Annotated in this window: 14 protein-coding genes and 1 pseudogene; 2 read left to right on the forward strand and 13 right to left on the reverse strand. The window is 35.3% G+C overall.

Features of this window, described 5'->3' with window-relative positions; all coding sequences use genetic code 11:
• Positions 1–50: 50 nt before the first annotated feature.
• The 3 genes from topB to C568_RS0109895 form a co-directional block, all read right to left on the reverse strand.
• Entirely contained in the window at positions 51–2,195 is a 2,145-nt protein-coding gene (gene topB, locus C568_RS0109890) for a DNA topoisomerase III (protein ID WP_006094529.1), read from the reverse strand.
• A gap of 426 nt (positions 2,196–2,621) precedes the next feature.
• Positions 2,622–2,780, reverse strand: coding sequence for a hypothetical protein (locus C568_RS35290; RefSeq protein WP_231398694.1), 159 nt, complete (start codon positions 2,778–2,780; stop codon positions 2,622–2,624).
• 54 nt (positions 2,781–2,834) lie between these two features.
• Positions 2,835–3,875 (reverse strand): YheC/YheD family endospore coat-associated protein, encoded by a 1,041-nt coding sequence (locus tag C568_RS0109895; protein WP_018781391.1) that lies wholly within the window; start codon positions 3,873–3,875, stop codon positions 2,835–2,837.
• A 197-nt stretch (positions 3,876–4,072) separates the two neighbouring features.
• Between C568_RS0109895 and C568_RS0109900 the strand changes: the two genes are divergently transcribed.
• A complete protein-coding gene (locus C568_RS0109900) occupies positions 4,073–5,305 on the forward strand; it encodes an ATP-grasp domain-containing protein (protein WP_018781392.1) in 1,233 nt (410 codons plus the stop codon).
• Positions 5,306–5,479: 174 nt separating this feature from the next.
• Here the strand turns inward: C568_RS0109900 and C568_RS0109905 are convergent, their stop codons facing one another.
• Entirely contained in the window at positions 5,480–6,328 is an 849-nt protein-coding gene (locus C568_RS0109905; RefSeq protein ID WP_003196864.1) for a YitT family protein, read from the reverse strand.
• Positions 6,329–6,376: 48 nt separating this feature from the next.
• A complete protein-coding gene (locus C568_RS0109910) occupies positions 6,377–7,273 on the reverse strand; it encodes a LysR family transcriptional regulator (protein WP_006094525.1) in 897 nt (298 codons plus the stop codon).
• 583 nt (positions 7,274–7,856) lie between these two features.
• On the opposite strand from C568_RS0109910, the pseudogene C568_RS34170 reads away from it, so the two are divergent.
• Positions 7,857–8,086: pseudogene (locus C568_RS34170) on the forward strand (DUF896 domain-containing protein).
• Between the two features lie 133 nt (positions 8,087–8,219).
• Here C568_RS34170 and C568_RS0109920 read toward each other — a convergent pair.
• The 8 genes from C568_RS0109920 to C568_RS0109955 form a co-directional block, all read right to left on the reverse strand.
• Entirely contained in the window at positions 8,220–8,822 is a 603-nt protein-coding gene (locus tag C568_RS0109920) for a nucleotidyltransferase family protein (protein WP_078211539.1), read from the reverse strand.
• A gap of 1 nt (position 8,823) precedes the next feature.
• The gene (locus C568_RS0109925; protein WP_018781395.1) at positions 8,824–9,774 is read right to left on the reverse strand and encodes an XdhC family protein; all 951 of its coding nucleotides are present in this window, start codon (positions 9,772–9,774) and stop codon (positions 8,824–8,826) included.
• Positions 9,774–10,241, reverse strand: coding sequence for a (2Fe-2S)-binding protein (locus C568_RS0109930; RefSeq protein ID WP_018781396.1), 468 nt, complete (start codon positions 10,239–10,241; stop codon positions 9,774–9,776). The genes C568_RS0109925 and C568_RS0109930 overlap by 1 nt, the downstream gene beginning before the upstream one ends.
• Positions 10,241–11,077, reverse strand: a complete 837-nt coding sequence (locus tag C568_RS0109935; RefSeq protein WP_018781397.1) for an FAD binding domain-containing protein — start codon at positions 11,075–11,077, stop codon at positions 10,241–10,243. Before C568_RS0109935 ends, C568_RS0109930 begins: the two co-directional genes overlap by 1 nt.
• Entirely contained in the window at positions 11,064–13,415 is a 2,352-nt protein-coding gene (locus tag C568_RS0109940; protein ID WP_018781398.1) for a xanthine dehydrogenase family protein molybdopterin-binding subunit, read from the reverse strand. The genes C568_RS0109935 and C568_RS0109940 overlap by 14 nt, the downstream gene beginning before the upstream one ends.
• 334 nt (positions 13,416–13,749) lie before the next feature.
• Positions 13,750–14,145: a cytidine deaminase gene (locus tag C568_RS0109945; protein ID WP_003206815.1), complete on the reverse strand. Its 396-nt coding sequence runs from the start codon at positions 14,143–14,145 to the stop codon at positions 13,750–13,752.
• A 38-nt stretch (positions 14,146–14,183) separates the two neighbouring features.
• A complete protein-coding gene (locus tag C568_RS0109950; protein ID WP_006094518.1) occupies positions 14,184–15,485 on the reverse strand; it encodes a pyrimidine-nucleoside phosphorylase in 1,302 nt (433 codons plus the stop codon).
• A gap of 48 nt (positions 15,486–15,533) precedes the next feature.
• The gene (locus tag C568_RS0109955) at positions 15,534–16,715 is read right to left on the reverse strand and encodes a NupC/NupG family nucleoside CNT transporter (RefSeq protein ID WP_003196842.1); all 1,182 of its coding nucleotides are present in this window, start codon (positions 16,713–16,715) and stop codon (positions 15,534–15,536) included.
• Positions 16,716–16,759 lie beyond the last annotated feature (44 nt).

The following is a 16,759-nucleotide window of genomic DNA, read 5'->3' on the forward strand; positions in this document are numbered from 1 at the left end:
GCTACAGAACCTTTTTACCTAGTAAAGAACTTTTTATTAGCTGACAACTCTCACTTCTCAAACACAAAATTGATTTTATTCTCTTTCCACTCTAATTTCGCATCAAAAGTTTTATCATTCTTCTTAAAACCTTTAATTAAATCTGTTTGTTCACCTTTTAATAACTTAGTCATATTCTTTTGTGATATTGTTTTCCCTAATATTTTTTTTGAAATCGTGAAATCACATTGTGTTGTATTATAGTTCGAGCACCCATAAAAAGTTGATTTATCGATTATATCACCATCACATTTTTTACATTTCCCTACTTTTTTACCTGTTGTAAACTTCGATTCTTTACGTTCAATCGATTCAACATGTAATCCAGTAAAGTCCCACTTCTCAGACATTTCAATCGCATCTTCAATAATTTTCGCTGATAGCTTTTTCGTTTGTTCCATAAAGGTTGCTGGAGAAGCTATGCCTTCCCCAATTTCAGCAAGACGCTGCTCCCACTTCGCAGTCATTTCTGGAGAAGCTAAAATTTTATCACCAATTGCGGTAATTAATACTTTTCCTTTATCTGTTGCATACACTTGATTTTTCTTCACATCAATATACTTACGATCTTTCAGCATTGTAATGATGCCTGCACGGGTTGCCTCTGTCCCTAACCCTTCTGTCTTTTTTAATACTTTCTCTAGCTCTTCATTTTCTAAATATTTCCCAGCTGTCTTCATTAGCGTAATAAGCTGCCCTTCTGTATAACGCTTTGGTGGCTGTGTTTTTCCTTCTTTCACTTTCACCGTTACAACTTTCCCTTGTTCGCCTTCTACTACGATTGGAAGAATGGTTTCATCTTCTTTATCATCTTGGAAAATAACTTTGCGCCATCCTTCTTGAATTTGCTGTTTCCCTTTTGAAATAAATTCAGCACGGCTATCAACAAGTGTTGTAATTGTTGTATAGTCAAAGATCGCAACTTCATAATGAGCCGCAATGAGACGCCTTACAATCATATCGTAAATTTTCTTTTCATCGCCAGATAGTTTATTTGGATTTGTCGCTTGTTCTGTTGGAATAATTGCATAGTGATCTGTAACCTTTTTCTCATTCACATATCGCTTATTATTCATAATGGACTCAATCGGCGCTGGTAATAAGTCTTTATATTCCTCAAACTGGCTTAATTTTTGTAAGATGTCAGGGAACGTTGCTGCTTCTCCTTGTGTTACATAGTTAGAATCCGAACGTGGGTAAGACACAATACCTTTTTGATACAATGCTTGTGTAATATCAAGAGTCTTTTTTGGTGAAAACTTAAATGCTTTATTCGCTGTTGCTTGCAGTGATGATAAGTTAAATAAAAACGGTGGTTGAAACTCCTTCCGCTCCGTTTTCATTTCTTTTACTTCAGCCGGTTTATTTTGGCAAAATGCTGCAATTTTATTTGCCATATCAGGGTCTTTTAAACGGGACTCATTATCTTTCTCCCATTTCCCTTCATATTTCTTTCCTTCTATATTAAAAGTTGCAAACACTTCCCAAAACGGCTCTGATTTAAAGTTTTCTATTTCTTTTTCACGTTTCACAATTAAAGCTAATGTCGGCGTCTGTACACGACCAGCCGAAAACACATCATTCATTCCTTTTTTCTTTAGCAAAATACTAAAGACACGCGATGCATTCATCCCAACCACCCAGTCGGCACATGATCGTGTGTATGCTTCATAGTACGTATTGATTGTATCTGCTTCATCAAGTAAATTTTTAAATCCTTGGTAAATCGCTTGCTTCGTTAAGGAGGAGATCCATAGACGTTTCATCGGTTTTTGCACGTTACAAAGATTGATAATATTTCGTACAATTAATTCCCCTTCACGCCCCGCATCGCCTGCATGAATAATTCCCGTCACTTGCGGATTATGTAACAGCTGTTTCACAACATTAAATTGCTTATACTTTGATTTTGTAACTTCAAATTGAAAACGTTCCGGAATCATTGGTAATGTATCGAGTGACCACTTTTTCCACTCAGCGTGATAATGTTCCGGATTACATAACTGCGTCAAATGACCAATTGCCCATGTACAATAAGCTCCATTTGGAAATAACTCATTTGCTTCTACTTCTAAATAGCCGTCTTTTCGGCGATATTTAAATTGAGAAACAAGGGCCAAACCTTGATCTGGTTTCTCGGCTATGATTAATTTCATTTTATAACTCCCTATCTAAATTCCAATGCTACTTTCATTTTATCTCTGTTTTATAAGTGATGAAAAATATCTATCATTTTTATCATTCACAATTTATCCTATATTTTTTAGACCTATAATATTATACGCTTAACCTTCACACCTTCACAATAGGAGACTATATAAACAATAGATTTAATAAAGATATGGAATTCATATAGGATGCGGGAGATCCAAAGAAAAACCATGCAAATAAACCATCTTTTGCGGAGAACCCGTTCCTTTTCCCTTAGATATAAGAACATCCCTTTAGATATTCGAACCTAAAGGGATGAAACCATGCAACTTTTTTACAAACACCGGGGCTTTATTTTAAGCATATTAACTTTATTTCAACTCTACACTAAAATTTGTTTTTGCATGCCCCCTATTTATATATATTTTTCCTTAAAAACAAAAAAATAGTGTATATCGTTGATCATTGTTTTGAATAGAGACTCCAATACTGTTCAATACCATATTATCAAAAAAGCTAGTAGCAAATAAACGATTGGGATATGTTGCAATCCCATTGTATAGATTGCCATGTAGTACATTCTCAATCATCTCTTCACTAATATTGATTTTTTTAAAAGCATCACCCTACCGTTTCCCTTGTTTTTATCCTCTATTTTGTTTGTATTTATTGGCTAAATATCTAGCATAGTGAATCGTGTTTCTAACTACATCTAATTCAAGATTAAATATACTAGGTGCACCTGGTCTCCAATTCACTTCAAACAGCCACAATTTTTGGTCCGCATCAATTCCAACATCAATTCCTAATTCATCAAATGATACACTGTCATATAAAGAATCAAAATGGTTAACAAAGCTTACTGCAAACCGCTCCAAATACCTTTGAATATTGTACCAGTTGTCATCAAACTCTGTTTTTAAAAAAATTTCTAGATACGTGCTATAACCACCACTACCCATATTTGATACAATGCTTCCCAATGGACCTATCCTTGGAAAAATTGAAGTAATGACCCATTTTCCTTCTCCGTTTCTTTGAACATGCAGCCTGAAATCATAAACATGACCAGTTTTCATTTGACATGAAATAAATTGTTGAACTAGGTAATCTTGTTCTTGTATTTTATGAGATATAAAGTCTAACAATTGTTTTTCATTAATAGATGAGACTTGCCCTGCCTCATTCATTTTGTAATGCTCTACCCCATATTTTTCAATAAAAACGATGCCCCCACCTTGATGCCCAGACATCGGTTTGATAATAACTTTTTTATAGCGCTTAATCATGTCAAAAAACTTGCTAGCATCAGTTAATTCATAAAAAGGAATAAGATATTGTTCAAACTCTTTTGCTTTTTTAATTCTGTTATATACACTTAATTTATCTCCAATCGAATGACTTGTGAATGGAATCCTATCGTATAGATAATCAAAGATTTTCTCAGTTTTATCACTAACAGGAGCGCTTGCATTATAAATGACATCGGGAAAAGAAAATTCTTTTTCAATCCACTCGCCGTTTTCATAGATTTTTCCTAAAATCGTTTGATTTTCTATTTTTACTTTCCCTGGGGTAAAGTAAAAGAAGTTGACACCTTCAGCTTTTGCTACAGCGGCACAAGCATATGCTCTCCTTACGTTTCTTGGATCTTCTCGATGATGAAGCATACCAATTATAGTCATATTGGTTCCCTTCCCCTCTTTCTAAAGTTCTTTTTCAACATACAGATCAAATTCAACTTATATATATTCATATTATTTCCACATTTAACCAATTTTCAAAAGATTAAGAACAACCTTTGTCCCATTTTTATATTCTATTTATATAGATAACAGAGCTTATTTTATAAAAACAAGTAAAGATAGGGTGGGGTAAGATTATGAATACTATTGTTTTTATTGAAACAAATAAATCTGGATCGAGTAGGGAAGCAATTAAAGCAGCTGAGAAACTTAATTTCTTTACGGTTTTGTTAACGGACCAAAAAAGATTTCTTGAAGAACGAAGTGAATTTCCGGATGTACATCAGATGATATTTACCGATATAAATGATTATGATAATTTAATTACAGTAATCCACAATCTAAAAAAAACAGGGAAAAATATAAAAGGAATTTTTAGTTTTATTGATTATTTTGTTTATGTCGCTGCATGTTTGTCTGAGAAGTTCTGTAAAAGTATGGTATCTACTGACGCAATTTATCATATGGAAAATAAAATATTGACCCGTAACGTGCTTAAGAATTTACCGATTTCACTCAATTATTTAATTTACAAACCAACAGAATCCTTATCATCTTTTCTTAAAACTGTAGAGATGAAATTTCCTCTTGTCGTTAAATCCCCTGAATCAGCAGGATCAAAAGATGTATTGTTGGCAAAGGATAGAGATCAATTAATTTCATCTATGCAAACCCTTTTAAAAAAACGACCTAATGAAGAAATTCTACTTGAAGAATATGTAGATGGACCTCAGTACTTAGTTGAAGTTTTAGTTCACAATAAAAAGGTTCATATTATTGCAGTGATTGAACAAGAAATTACATTTTTCGAACGTTTTATCGTCACTGGTTATTCTTTGTTAGGACAATTAGACACTAAACTACATTACAGTCTTCTTAACGCTATTCATTCTGTTGTACATGCTTTTGATATAAAAAATGGTGCTTGTCATCTGGAGCTCCGCAGAGTAAATGGCATTTGGAAGTTAATTGAAATAAACCCAAGGATATCAGGCGGAGCTATGAATCGTATGATTGAAGTTGGACATGGAATCAACTTAGTACAGGAAACGATTCAGTTAATGTTAGGGAATAAACCTTCACTGAATAAAAAACATTATAAATATGTGTATACGCACTACTTAACAGTCGCTTATAGAGGGAAATTAATTCAAGTTACAGGAAAAAAGCGTAGCTCTAAATATCCTGGTGTAGAAGAAGTATATATAAAACCTAAAAGGGGAAGTATCCTAAAACCGCCTAAATCAATGGGGGATCGGTGCGGCTACGTTTTAGCAGCATCATTTTCTAAACAAGAAGCTAAAAGAATAGCTTTAGAAGCAGCTAAAGAAATTTCTTTTGACATTGAACCAATGAATACAACAGCATAGATTATGCTGCATTCAAACGATACTCAAAATAAAAACGAAACCCTTATATATTATAGTGTTTCGTTTTTTTTATCGTATTTGTTATGACGTTGTTTCTTAAAACTATAAACTAATGATTATTTTTTTACCTCCTTAAACAAAAAGCTGGTCCTCAAAATTTGAAGACCAGCTTTTTTAACTCGCTTTAAAACCACCACCTAATACATCACGTACATCGTGAATGACAACGAATGCATTTTCATCTTTTTGGCTCACGACTTTCTTTAATTGAATGAGCTCTTGTTTATTGATGACAACATATAATACTTCTTTGTTATTTCCTGTGTAACCACCTTTCCCATCTAGTACTGTTACACCTCGTGTCATACTCTTCATAATGGATTCTCTGATCATGTCTGGATAGTTTGAAATAATTGTTACAGCAGTCTTTGTATTCAATCCTTCTACAATAAAATCAATAACCTTTGCACCGATAAATACCGCTACCAGCGTATACATCGCTTTTTCCTGCCCAATAATAAATACTGAACCTGCAATAACGACGATATCAATAATTAATACACCTTTTCCAACACTCCAACCTAAATATTGATTTGCTAATTGTGCTATGATTGCAGATCCACCTGATGTACCACCTGCACGGAACATAAATCCTAAACCAACACCAACGAAAACACCCGCAAATAGAGCTGCTAACAATGTATCATGATTTACCGGAGTGGCTATATCTTCTGTGATATATAAAAAGAAAGATGAAGAGACAATACCAAGTATTGTATACACCATTGTCTTTCTATCAAAAAACTTATACCCAATTGCAAGTAATACTGCATTTATTAAAAGGTTTACAGTACCTGGTGACCATTCAAACAAATAATATGTAATAACTGTAAGCCCAATAACTCCACCTTCAGATAACCGATTTGGAATAGCAAAAAAGTTAATCCCAATCGCAAACAATAATGATCCTATTACGACAAGCGCTACTTCTTTCACTCTTTCATTTATTACTCTTTCATTCATTACTTTTCCCCCAATATATAGTTTCCAGCCTACTTTCAGATCAGAGAATCAAGCGAATTCTTTCCATTTCTCTGCATGCTTTTCTATCATTTCAATTAATTTCTTCATTGCAGGAGTTAACCATTTGCTTTTATGATATGCCAATTCCGTTGTAACGAAATCTTTACTATACGTCCATGGTAGTACACTTAGCTTGCCTTGCTCGATTTCTTCCTTTACCGTTATAAACGGTAAATAAGATATCCCTAGCCCACACATAACGGTTTGCTTAATCGCTTCAATACTCCAAAAATGAATATGAGAACAATTAATACCATCTTCTTTAATCCGTCTTTCTAACAAATCTCGGTAACTCCCTGGCTCTGTAAGCAACAACATTTCTCCTTCTAAATCAGCAGGACTAACGCTCACCTTTTTTGTTAGTGGATGTTTGGGCGGAGCAATAAGCACAATCTTCTCTTGAACAAGAGAATGAGTAACAATGTCTGTACCTAGTTGCTCCGGATGTGTAAATAAAGCGAAATCAAATTTTCCTGATTTTAGCTCATTGTGCAATTCTTGACTCTCTGATGGTTGTAAAATGATATGTACTTGGGGATACTTCCTTTTAAATTCATATAAAACAGCAGGTAATCGATAAATCATTAAAGACTCATTCGCTCCAATGCGTATTGTCCCTGAAAATTTCCCGTTCATTTGAGATGATTCCAATGCTTCATTTGATAATTCCAATATTTTATGCGCATAAGAAAGCATATGCTCCCCTACATCAGTTAAAATTACCTTTTTTCCAAGACGATCAAATAATGGATTTCCAATCTCTTCTTCTAATGATCGAATATGATTAGTAATTGTCGATTGCGTATACCCAAGTTGTTCTCCAGCCCGTGTAAAGCCACCGCTTTCCGCTACAATAATAAAAGTTTTCAAATGGCGCAGCTCCATACTTACTCCTCCTGTTGTACGATCATTCTTTTGTTTTATATAAAGCTAAAATATAATTTCCGGATGTTTTTCTTGTTATAACCATATCTTCATAATAATGAAAAAGTTAATATGTAGGTTACATAGTTTTCTCTTACGCAGAAATGCAGTCCATTGTTCACCGAGACACCAATAAAAATAATCATTCTCATGAAATTAGTTGGTTTTAGTAACAATCTCATATATTTTCTATTCTGCGAGCTTGAGCGATTCCCTAAAAAATCATTGATTAACTATCTAAACGACTTATTAAATCGAACGATTTATGCACAAATAGCATTCCGAAAAGAAGGACAATTAAATAGCTGTTCCTGTGCACTCACCTAATCGCTATTATATATTTAGAATGCAAATAAATAAAATGAATTATTTTAATAGAAATCATTTATAAAAATGATGGATAAACCTAATGTAATCTAGTTAGACACCTTTTTTAAAAAAGGAGTGTCTTTTTCATTTACAACTATTGACATAATCAAAAAGAAATATCAAAATCATTATAAATTAGTGAGTTACTAATTTATAGTTAAAAGAGGTGAACAAAATGAAAAATATATTATTTCGCATTAATGAATTAGCAAAAAAAGAAAAAGCTTCCGGACTAAAAAAACTGAAAAATAGGAACAACAAATGTTAAGACAACACTATATGACAGAATTTCGCGGAAGTTTAGATTCCATTTTATTAAATACAACGATTGTAGATCCTAACAGGGAGAACGTTACTCCACTTGCTTTACAGCATGCACAAAATCGTATGAACCTTACAAATTGAGATCCAAAATCGATTCAAACGACCAATTTCACAAAATAATATCAACGTAAAAAGAGCCAAATTTCTATATTGAGAAATTCCGGCTCTTTTTGACATAGTTCTATGTCTACTACATTGTAATTCAAACACCATATCAATCCGCATATTTTTGTTTCACCTGTTGATATTTTTCCCATGTATCGATATCAAAAAATATTTTGTCATTTTGAGACAACAATGAAATTCCATTTATCGTAGGCTTCATAAAAATTGCACGTGCTCCTTCATCCCCTTTCAACGCTTTAAAAAACGGAAACACTTTCTTTGTAAATAAAACAGGAGGTTGCCTTACTCCCCTATAACTCGCTGCTACAAAATGAATGTTTTTATTTTGCTCATAGCAATCCATTATCTTATTAATAAATTCAGCTGTAACGAATGGTTGATCCGCCAAAAGAACAACCACTGCATCTACATTTATTTTTTTCGCCATTTTAACACCACACTGAAGAGAATATGACTGTCCCTTATCAGCGTTTGGACAAGAAAGAATATACACATTTTCACGGCACATCCTCTTTAATATCCACGTGGGGTCATTTGTAACAACAATAATATGAGAGAGCCTTGAAGAAAATGCCGCTTGTAACGCTATGTTTCCAAGTGGTTTCCCCTGTAATGGTAAGTATAATTTATTTATTCCTGGCCCCATCCTTCGACTGTTTCCAGCAGCTAAATATATCCCTGCAATCTTTATTTTACTTCCCCCTTAATTCTTGGATGATTTCAGCTATGATACTAATCGCTATTTCAGTTGGCCCTTTTCCACCAATTGCAAGCCCTACCGGAGAATGAATATTTTTTGGTATCGCCTTTCCTTCTAATAGACGAGCAGTGCGGTGACGTGGACCTAAAATACCAATATAGCGAACACATTGTTTCAATAAAAGTTCAACCAATTGCTGATCGCGTTGAAAATGGTGAGTCATAATCACAACAAAATCTTCTTCTCTTAATAGAAGTCGTGGTACAATCTCTTTCGGAAACCCATTCATACAAACATCTGCACTCGGAAAATGTAAAGAATTACATAACGATTCACGCCAATCACAAACTGTTACAAAAAAGTTTACTTCTTTTGCAAACCGAACAAGAGGTTTCGCATCCTCCCCCGCTCCAAAAATAAAGAGTCGTGGCTTTGGTACAAAGTGTTGATAAAACCATTTACCGTATAAACCATGTAAGGAATGAGTTGAAAATAAAGCTTCTTCATTCCCAAACGTGTCACCATTCTCACTTACAAACAAAGTCTGTAATGAAGAAAGGTTCTTTATCATTCGAACTGAAATACCCTTCTTAAGATATTCATATAGTGTTTGCAAAAAAGCTTTGTACTCCTCATCTATATGCTCAACTAATATACGAATGATACCGTTACATCCCATTCCCCAAGATAAATCATCTTCTGCTTTTGTATTAAACTGATGGATAGACCAAGTTTGATTCTCTATTACTTCAGCTGCATAAACAGAAACCTCTTCTTCTAAACAACCTGCACTTAACATTCCGACTTTCGTTCCATCTTCACCAAAAAGCATGATTGTTCCTTCTTTACAATATGCAGATCCTTCTACGTGAATAATCGTCGCTAAAGCACATCGTTGTTCACAAGATAGTAGTGCTTCTAGTACAGTATGAACAGAAGTCATCATTGATGCTCCCGTTGTTTTTGTAAGACAGATTTCACAGCTTCTTCAATCTCTTGGTAACTTGTACACCGGCAAATATTAGAACTTAGCCATTCTTCAATAACTGTATCATCCACATCTATTTTTTGTGTCACGAGCGCATGGCAATTTATAATAAACCCAGGCGTACAATACCCACATTGAAAAGCCCATTTGTCTTCAAAAGCTCGCTGAATAGGCGTTTCCCATAAGCCTTCAATCGTTGTAATCCGCTTACCAATCGCTTCCACAGCTAACATAATACAAGACTTAATGGGTAGCCCCTCAACAAGAACTGTACAAGCACCACAATCACCGTTTTCACATCCCGGCTTAGCTCCAGTTAGACCGAGGTTATGTCGTAATGTATATAATAGCGTATCTGCCATTCTGACAATCACTTCACTATCTTCCCCATTCACATGAAGAATAAATTGCCCATTCCCCATTATTTCACCCCTTCAAGCTTCATCAGCACATCATAAAGCACATGTTGCAAAATAAACATACGATAAGCACGCGAACCTCGTATATCATCTAATATAGGTGCGGGAATATGAAGAAGGGCGCGCTCAATTCTCTTCCTTACTGGAATATCCCAATCGTTTAACACTGCCTCCATTGCGAGCGACCGAAATGGAAAGGCACACAATCCACTAAATGCAATTCGAATGTTTTCATCACTTTTTAACGCAGCAACTGTTACAAGTGGGTAATCAATTTTCTCTAATTGCCTTTTTTTTACACTGTAATAAGGTGATTCTATATATTTTTGATCGGTGATAATTTGTATGAGAAACTCACCTTTTTGCAATTGTAACTTCTCAATAAACGCTTGCTGTGCCTTGATATACTTTACACCTTCTTTTCCTGCAATAACAAATGTACTATCAGCTAGTAAAAAAGGGAGTACTGCTTCTCTATATATAATTTTCCCTGCAATATTGCCACCAAGCGTAATTTTATTTCTTGCTGTGTGATCTGCAGCTCTTCCGGCAGTCTCTCCAAGAAGGGGGAATACTTTTTCCTCTTGAACTTGTGTTAATGTTAATGTAGCTCCAAGAATAAGCTTTTGGTTATTCCATGCACAAATATTACCTTCGGGAATATCTTTCAAATCAATGACCGCTTTCGCAATTATTTGTTGCAAACGCCCCATTGTAATAATTTCAGTGCCTCCTCCATAATAAATAGGCTTTTTTCCCTCTTTATCCAGCTGATGAAATAATCGGATTGCTTCTTCGATACAATTCGGACGATAATATTCAAAGTCAAATGGTATCATATACACCGTTCTCCTCCGCTTGTTTTACTTTCCAAATCAATTCAGGATTAATAGGTAATTGACGAAGTGAAATACTAGCCGCAATAGATAACGCATTCGCTAAAGCAGCTGGCATGCCGATAATTCCATGCTCACCAAGCCCTCTAGACCCAAATGCAGCTTGATCATGCGGTACTTCTACAAATTCAGCAATGTATTTTGGGTGTTGTCCATAATGCATCACTTTATAAGAACGAAACTGATTATTAAGAACTCTCCCATACAAGTCATAGTGAAATGTTTCTCTCGTCGCAAAACTTAATCCCATACTCATAGCCCCTATAATTTGTGTTTCTGCTCCTTTTCTATTTAAAATCCTTCCAGCATCTGCAACCGTTACTGCTTTAATTAATTTATATGTATATAATTGTGGATCAAATTCAACCTCTATTGCCTGTGCTCCCACTCCCCACTCTGGTCCTTGTTGCCCTTTTCCTGTTTCATAGTCAATCTTTGTTATTCCTTCAAAGATATATGTACCTCTTCCGATTATTTGCGCCCCTGCCACATTCCCACTCGAATCAACATATCCAAAAACAATTTTTGAAAATGGTACGTAAACATCTGGATTTGTTTTTACATATACAGTCTTATTTGCAATTGTTAATTCACCTGCTGGTATTCCAAGTACATTAGCCGCCGTATCTAGTAACTGCTTCATTACATCTTCCGTCGCTTTTACAACTGCATTTCCAACGAGATGTGTCGTTCGACTGGCAGCTGTTTTCCAATGTTTTGGCGCTATTTGTGTATTGACTTCCATCATAATAGATACATCTTTAACATTCATATTCATTTTTTCTGCAACCATTTGTGTTAAAGTTGTTTTCGTTCCTTGTCCAATTTCCACTGCACCACAATTGACATTTACACTCCCATCACCATTAAAGGTTATAGTCGCACCCGCTCCAGCATTATTTGGTGTAGTCGAATTTTTCCAAAAGCAACTAATTCCTTTTGCCCGTATCCTCCCATTTGGTAAAACAATACGATTCCCTTCTTCCCAACTAATAAGCGATTTTAACTTTTGTAAACACGCCCGAATATCCCCCGTATTACTTTTTGTGACTAATACTTGTGTTGGTGTTGTATCTCCTCGCTCAATTGTATTTTTCATACGAAACTCAAGCGGACATATATTTACTTTCTTTGCCAATATATCTATCATTCTTTCAATTACAAATGTATACTCGGCATGACTAAATCCACGAAACGATGTCGCATATGGATGATTCGTGTACATACAAAGCGAATCACACGATACATGCTGAATTGAGTATGGACCTGTACAGTCTAATCCGGCCGCTTTACTCATGGTCACTGCCCGATCAGCATACGCACCGCCATCAAATAAATATAAAATCTCTGCAGCTTGCAATGTCCCATTCTTTGTACATCCAAGCTTTACTTTTGCTTGTAAACCAATATGAACAGGCGATGTTACAAAATCTTCTTCTCTACCATTCCGCAGGGTAACACGCCTCCCACCCACTGCTTTAGAAGCAAGATACACTAAATACTCAAGTTGTACCGTTGTTTTTCCACCATACGCCCCTCCAACTAAAGGCACATGTACAATTATTTTTTCCTCATCAATTTGAAACGTCTTACTAAGCAATCTTTTAATTTCAAAAGGGGCTTGCGAAGTAGAATGAATAATAACCTCTCCATTTGGCTTAATTTCTACTTTCGCACATCGAGTCTCCATTGCCGTATGATCAGATTGCCGAAAAGAAAACGTTTCCTCTACAACAACTTCACTATTTACAAACCCTTCTCGAATATCTCCCTTACGAATTTTCGTTCTATTTGCAATGTTTGTATGCGCTTCTGGATATACTTCTTCTTCCAATTCATATTGTTCTATATTTTCATGTACGAGTATATCCCTTTCTAAATAGGCTTGCAGCGGGGCGTGAACTACAGGCAGTTTCTTATATATAACACGTATTTGTGCTGTTGCATGTTTAGCAATCGCTTCGCTATCCGCTACGACAAGTGCAATAGGCTCACCAAAATACCGAACTTTTTCGTAGGCTAACGGGGGACGATCTACAATACTGGAACCGACCAGAATAGGATAATCTGCGCCTGTTATTACAGCATGAACACCAGGGATTTCCTCAGCTCTCCTTATATCAATACTTTCAATAAAAGCATGCGCATACACACTTGTTAAGAGTTTTGCGTATAAAGTACCTATCTCAATCTCGTCATCCACATATTTTGCTCTACCCGTTACTTTATCCGCACCTTCTTTTCGTTTAATACTTTTTCCAATAATGTGATACGGTTTCATTTTAGCCCTCCCTTCCTTTTACTCTTCTACCAACCTTATTCGTAGCCACCCTGATTTAGTACGGAACTCTTTATAGATGCACAATACCATTAGAGAGAACTTCACCTAACCTTGTGGACAGTTTACGAGTTTGAAATAGATAAGAAGCAGACAGAAAGAGTAATCCTGCAAAACGGTCGATCCATCCCCAGCAAATTCCCATTCAAATAGAAAAATGTCTTTCATGAACAGAATTTCAATGGTTATATAAATAAAAACATATTCTTCACACAAAAAAAGAAGCTCTCCCAACATATAAATTTTAGGACAGCTTCTTTCTTATATTCATTTGAAATTAGATTAAATCCTCAATCGAAAATGCACCCGGTAACAATTGTTCAACCGTTACTTCTTTTTCATCGCCTTTTAGATTTGTTAATAACACTGGCATTTTAGGATCGCAAAACTCTGCAATGACTTGTCTACAAGCTCCGCATGGTGAAATAGGCCCATCTGTTTTACCTGTAATTACTAAATAACTAAAATCACGTTCCCCTTCTGATACTGCTTTAAATATAGCCGTTCTTTCAGCACAATTACATAGACCGTAAGAAGCATTTTCTATATTACAACCTGTATAGATCTTACCTTCTTTCGTAACCAACGCTGCACCAACAGGAAATTTAGAATATGGAATATAAGCTTTTTCTAACATCTTTGTTGCTTCTTCAATGTATCTTTTTTTATCCATGTTATTTCCTCCTCAGAGTAAATTAATCCTATGAACCATTAATCAGTTATAATTGTATGAATTAAGTTAGGAGTTTCAGCCTTTTCTGATACAGAAATGTTTTCATAAATTTTAGCTTTTACATCTTCCACGTTTTCACGATTCGCGTAAATCGTAACAAGTGGTTCCCCTTCTTTTACAGCTTCACCAACTTTTTTACGTAGCATTAAGCCAACAGCTAAATCAATTTCATCTTCTTTTGTTGCACGACCTGCCCCTAGAAGCATGGCAGCAATACCTATTTCATCTGCCACAATGTTAGAGACTACACCTGAAGTTTTAGCAGGTACATCAATTACATATTTAGCTTGTGGTAACTTTTCTGGATGATCTACAATTGAGCTATCTCCACCTTGATTACTCAAGAACTCCTTGAACTTCTCAATTGCTTTTCCATTTTTCATAACTTCTTTTAGCATTTCACGTGCTTCTTCTAACGTATTCGCTTTTTTCCCAAGTACAACCATTTGACTACCTAATACAAGTACTAATTCCGTTAAATCTTCTGGACCTTCCCCTTTTAATGTATCAATCGCTTCTTGTACTTCAAGAGCATTACCAATTGCAAAGCCAAGAGGTTGTGACATGTCTGAAATAACAGCCATTGTTTGACGTCCAACATTATTTCCGATTCGTACCATTGCGTGTGCTAATTCTTTCGCATCCTCTTCTGTTTTCATGAATGCACCAGCACCTGTCTTAACATCAAGAACAATCGCATCAGCACCAGCCGCAATCTTTTTACTCATAATCGAACTTGCGATTAACGGAATTGAATTCACTGTTCCAGTAACATCACGTAGTGCATATATTTTTTTATCGGCAGGCGTTAAATTTCCTGTTTGTCCAATAATTGCAACCTTGTCACGGTTCACTAATTCGATGAATTGCTCTTTCGTAATTTCAACATGGAAGCCTTCTACTGCTTCTAATTTATCAATTGTACCACCCGTATGACCTAAACCTCGACCAGACATTTTTGCAACTGGTACATCTAAAGCAGCTACTAATGGTCCTAACACTAATGTTGTTGTATCACCAACACCACCAGTTGAATGTTTATCTACTTTAACTCCTTCAATCTCAGATAAATCAATTGTTTCTCCAGAATGCACCATAGCCATCGTTAAATCGGCACGTTCACGGTCAGACATGTCTTTGAAAAAGATAGCCATTGCCAGTGCACTTACTTGGTAATCAGGTATTGATCCATCTGTATACCCTTTGATAAAGAATTGAATCTCCTCTGTTGTTAATTCTTTACCATCACGTTTTTTCGCGATAATATCTACCATTCTCATCTGAATCACCAATCCTTTTTATTTTTTATTCGTCTAGCTCTTAAATTCTTAATATATTAAACCAACTATTGTTGCTGATAAAAAGCTTACTAAAGTTGCACCAAAGAGTAATTTCAAACCAAATCTTGCTACTACATTCCCTTGTTTTTCGTTCAAACTTTTAACAGCACCGGCGATAATTCCGATTGAAGAGAAGTTTGCGAATGAAACAAGGAACACTGATATGATTGCTGTTGTTCTGCCTGAAAAATTAAAGTTCCCTTGTGCTAAATTTGTCATGGCTACAAATTCATTTGATACAAGTTTCGTTGCCATGATGTTACCTGCGTTAACAGCTTCATGCCAAGGGACACCTATAATAAAAGCAAATGGCGCAAATACATAGCCAAGGATTTCTTGGAATGAGATACCAATTACCCCTTTAAAAATTGCATTAATAAAAGCAATTAAAGCAACAAATCCAATTAACATAGCCGCTACTGTAATAGCAACTTTAAAGCCATCAATTATATACTCCCCTAATACTTCGAAAAAGGTCTTTTTCTCTTCCTCTTGTACTTCTAACATATCTTCTTCTTCAGTAACCTCGTAAGGGTTAATGATAGAAGCAATAATAAATCCACCAAACAAGTTAAGTACTAAAGCGGTTACAACATACTGCGGTTTTAATAAAACCATGTATGATCCAACAATCGACATAGAAACTGTTGACATTGCAGATGCACACAATGTATATAATCTTCTTTCTGATAGTAGACCTAGCTGCTTCTTAACTGAAATAAAAACTTCTGATTGTCCTAGAATCGCTGAAGCTACAGCGTTATACGATTCAAGTTTCCCCATTCCATTTATTTTACTTAAAGCTAAACCAATGTATTTCACAATAAATGGCAATACCTTAATGTGTTGCAGGATACCAATTAAAGCTGATATGAAAACAATTGGCATTAATACCCCTAAAAAGAATGAAAATTCTTTTTGATTTGCTAAACCACCAAATACAAAATTAACACCATCACCAGCATACTTTAACAATTGTCCAAAACCATCTGCAATCCCAGCAATTAACACGTTCCCGATGCTTGTATTTAATAGTAAGAAACCTAAAATAAACTGAAGCACAATCATCGTTATAATAGGGCGATATTTCACTTTTCTTCTATTATTACTAGCAAGCCATGCAATGCCTAACACAATGATCAAGCCTATGATACCGATTACATATTTCATAAAATTCCCCCTCCTTTTCCGTATCCGCTTACATATTTATCAAG

This window comes from Bacillus sp. 95MFCvi2.1 (assembly GCF_000374965.1).
Lineage (GTDB): Bacteria > Bacillota > Bacilli > Bacillales > Bacillaceae_G > Bacillus_A > Bacillus_A pseudomycoides.

Bases quoted from the DNA above. Each gene is read 5' to 3' on its own strand.
- topB (WP_006094529.1), bottom strand. From the start codon at position 2,195: ATGAAATTAATCATAGCCGAGAAACCAGATCAAGGTTTGGCCCTTGTT.
- C568_RS35290 (WP_231398694.1), bottom strand. From the start codon at position 2,780: ATGATTGAGAATGTACTACATGGCAATCTATACAATGGGATTGCAACA.
- C568_RS0109895 (WP_018781391.1), bottom strand. From the start codon at position 3,875: ATGACTATAATTGGTATGCTTCATCATCGAGAAGATCCAAGAAACGTA.
- C568_RS0109900 (WP_018781392.1), top strand. From the start codon at position 4,073: ATGAATACTATTGTTTTTATTGAAACAAATAAATCTGGATCGAGTAGG.
- C568_RS0109905 (WP_003196864.1), bottom strand. From the start codon at position 6,328: ATGAATGAAAGAGTAATAAATGAAAGAGTGAAAGAAGTAGCGCTTGTC.
- C568_RS0109910 (WP_006094525.1), bottom strand. From the start codon at position 7,273: ATGGAGCTGCGCCATTTGAAAACTTTTATTATTGTAGCGGAAAGCGGT.
- C568_RS0109925 (WP_018781395.1), bottom strand. From the start codon at position 9,774: ATGACTTCTGTTCATACTGTACTAGAAGCACTACTATCTTGTGAACAA.
- C568_RS0109930 (WP_018781396.1), bottom strand. From the start codon at position 10,241: ATGGGGAATGGGCAATTTATTCTTCATGTGAATGGGGAAGATAGTGAA.
- C568_RS0109935 (WP_018781397.1), bottom strand. From the start codon at position 11,077: ATGATACCATTTGACTTTGAATATTATCGTCCGAATTGTATCGAAGAA.
- C568_RS0109940 (WP_018781398.1), bottom strand. From the start codon at position 13,415: ATGAAACCGTATCACATTATTGGAAAAAGTATTAAACGAAAAGAAGGT.
- C568_RS0109945 (WP_003206815.1), bottom strand. From the start codon at position 14,145: ATGGATAAAAAAAGATACATTGAAGAAGCAACAAAGATGTTAGAAAAA.
- C568_RS0109950 (WP_006094518.1), bottom strand. From the start codon at position 15,485: ATGAGAATGGTAGATATTATCGCGAAAAAACGTGATGGTAAAGAATTA.
- C568_RS0109955 (WP_003196842.1), bottom strand. From the start codon at position 16,715: ATGAAATATGTAATCGGTATCATAGGCTTGATCATTGTGTTAGGCATT.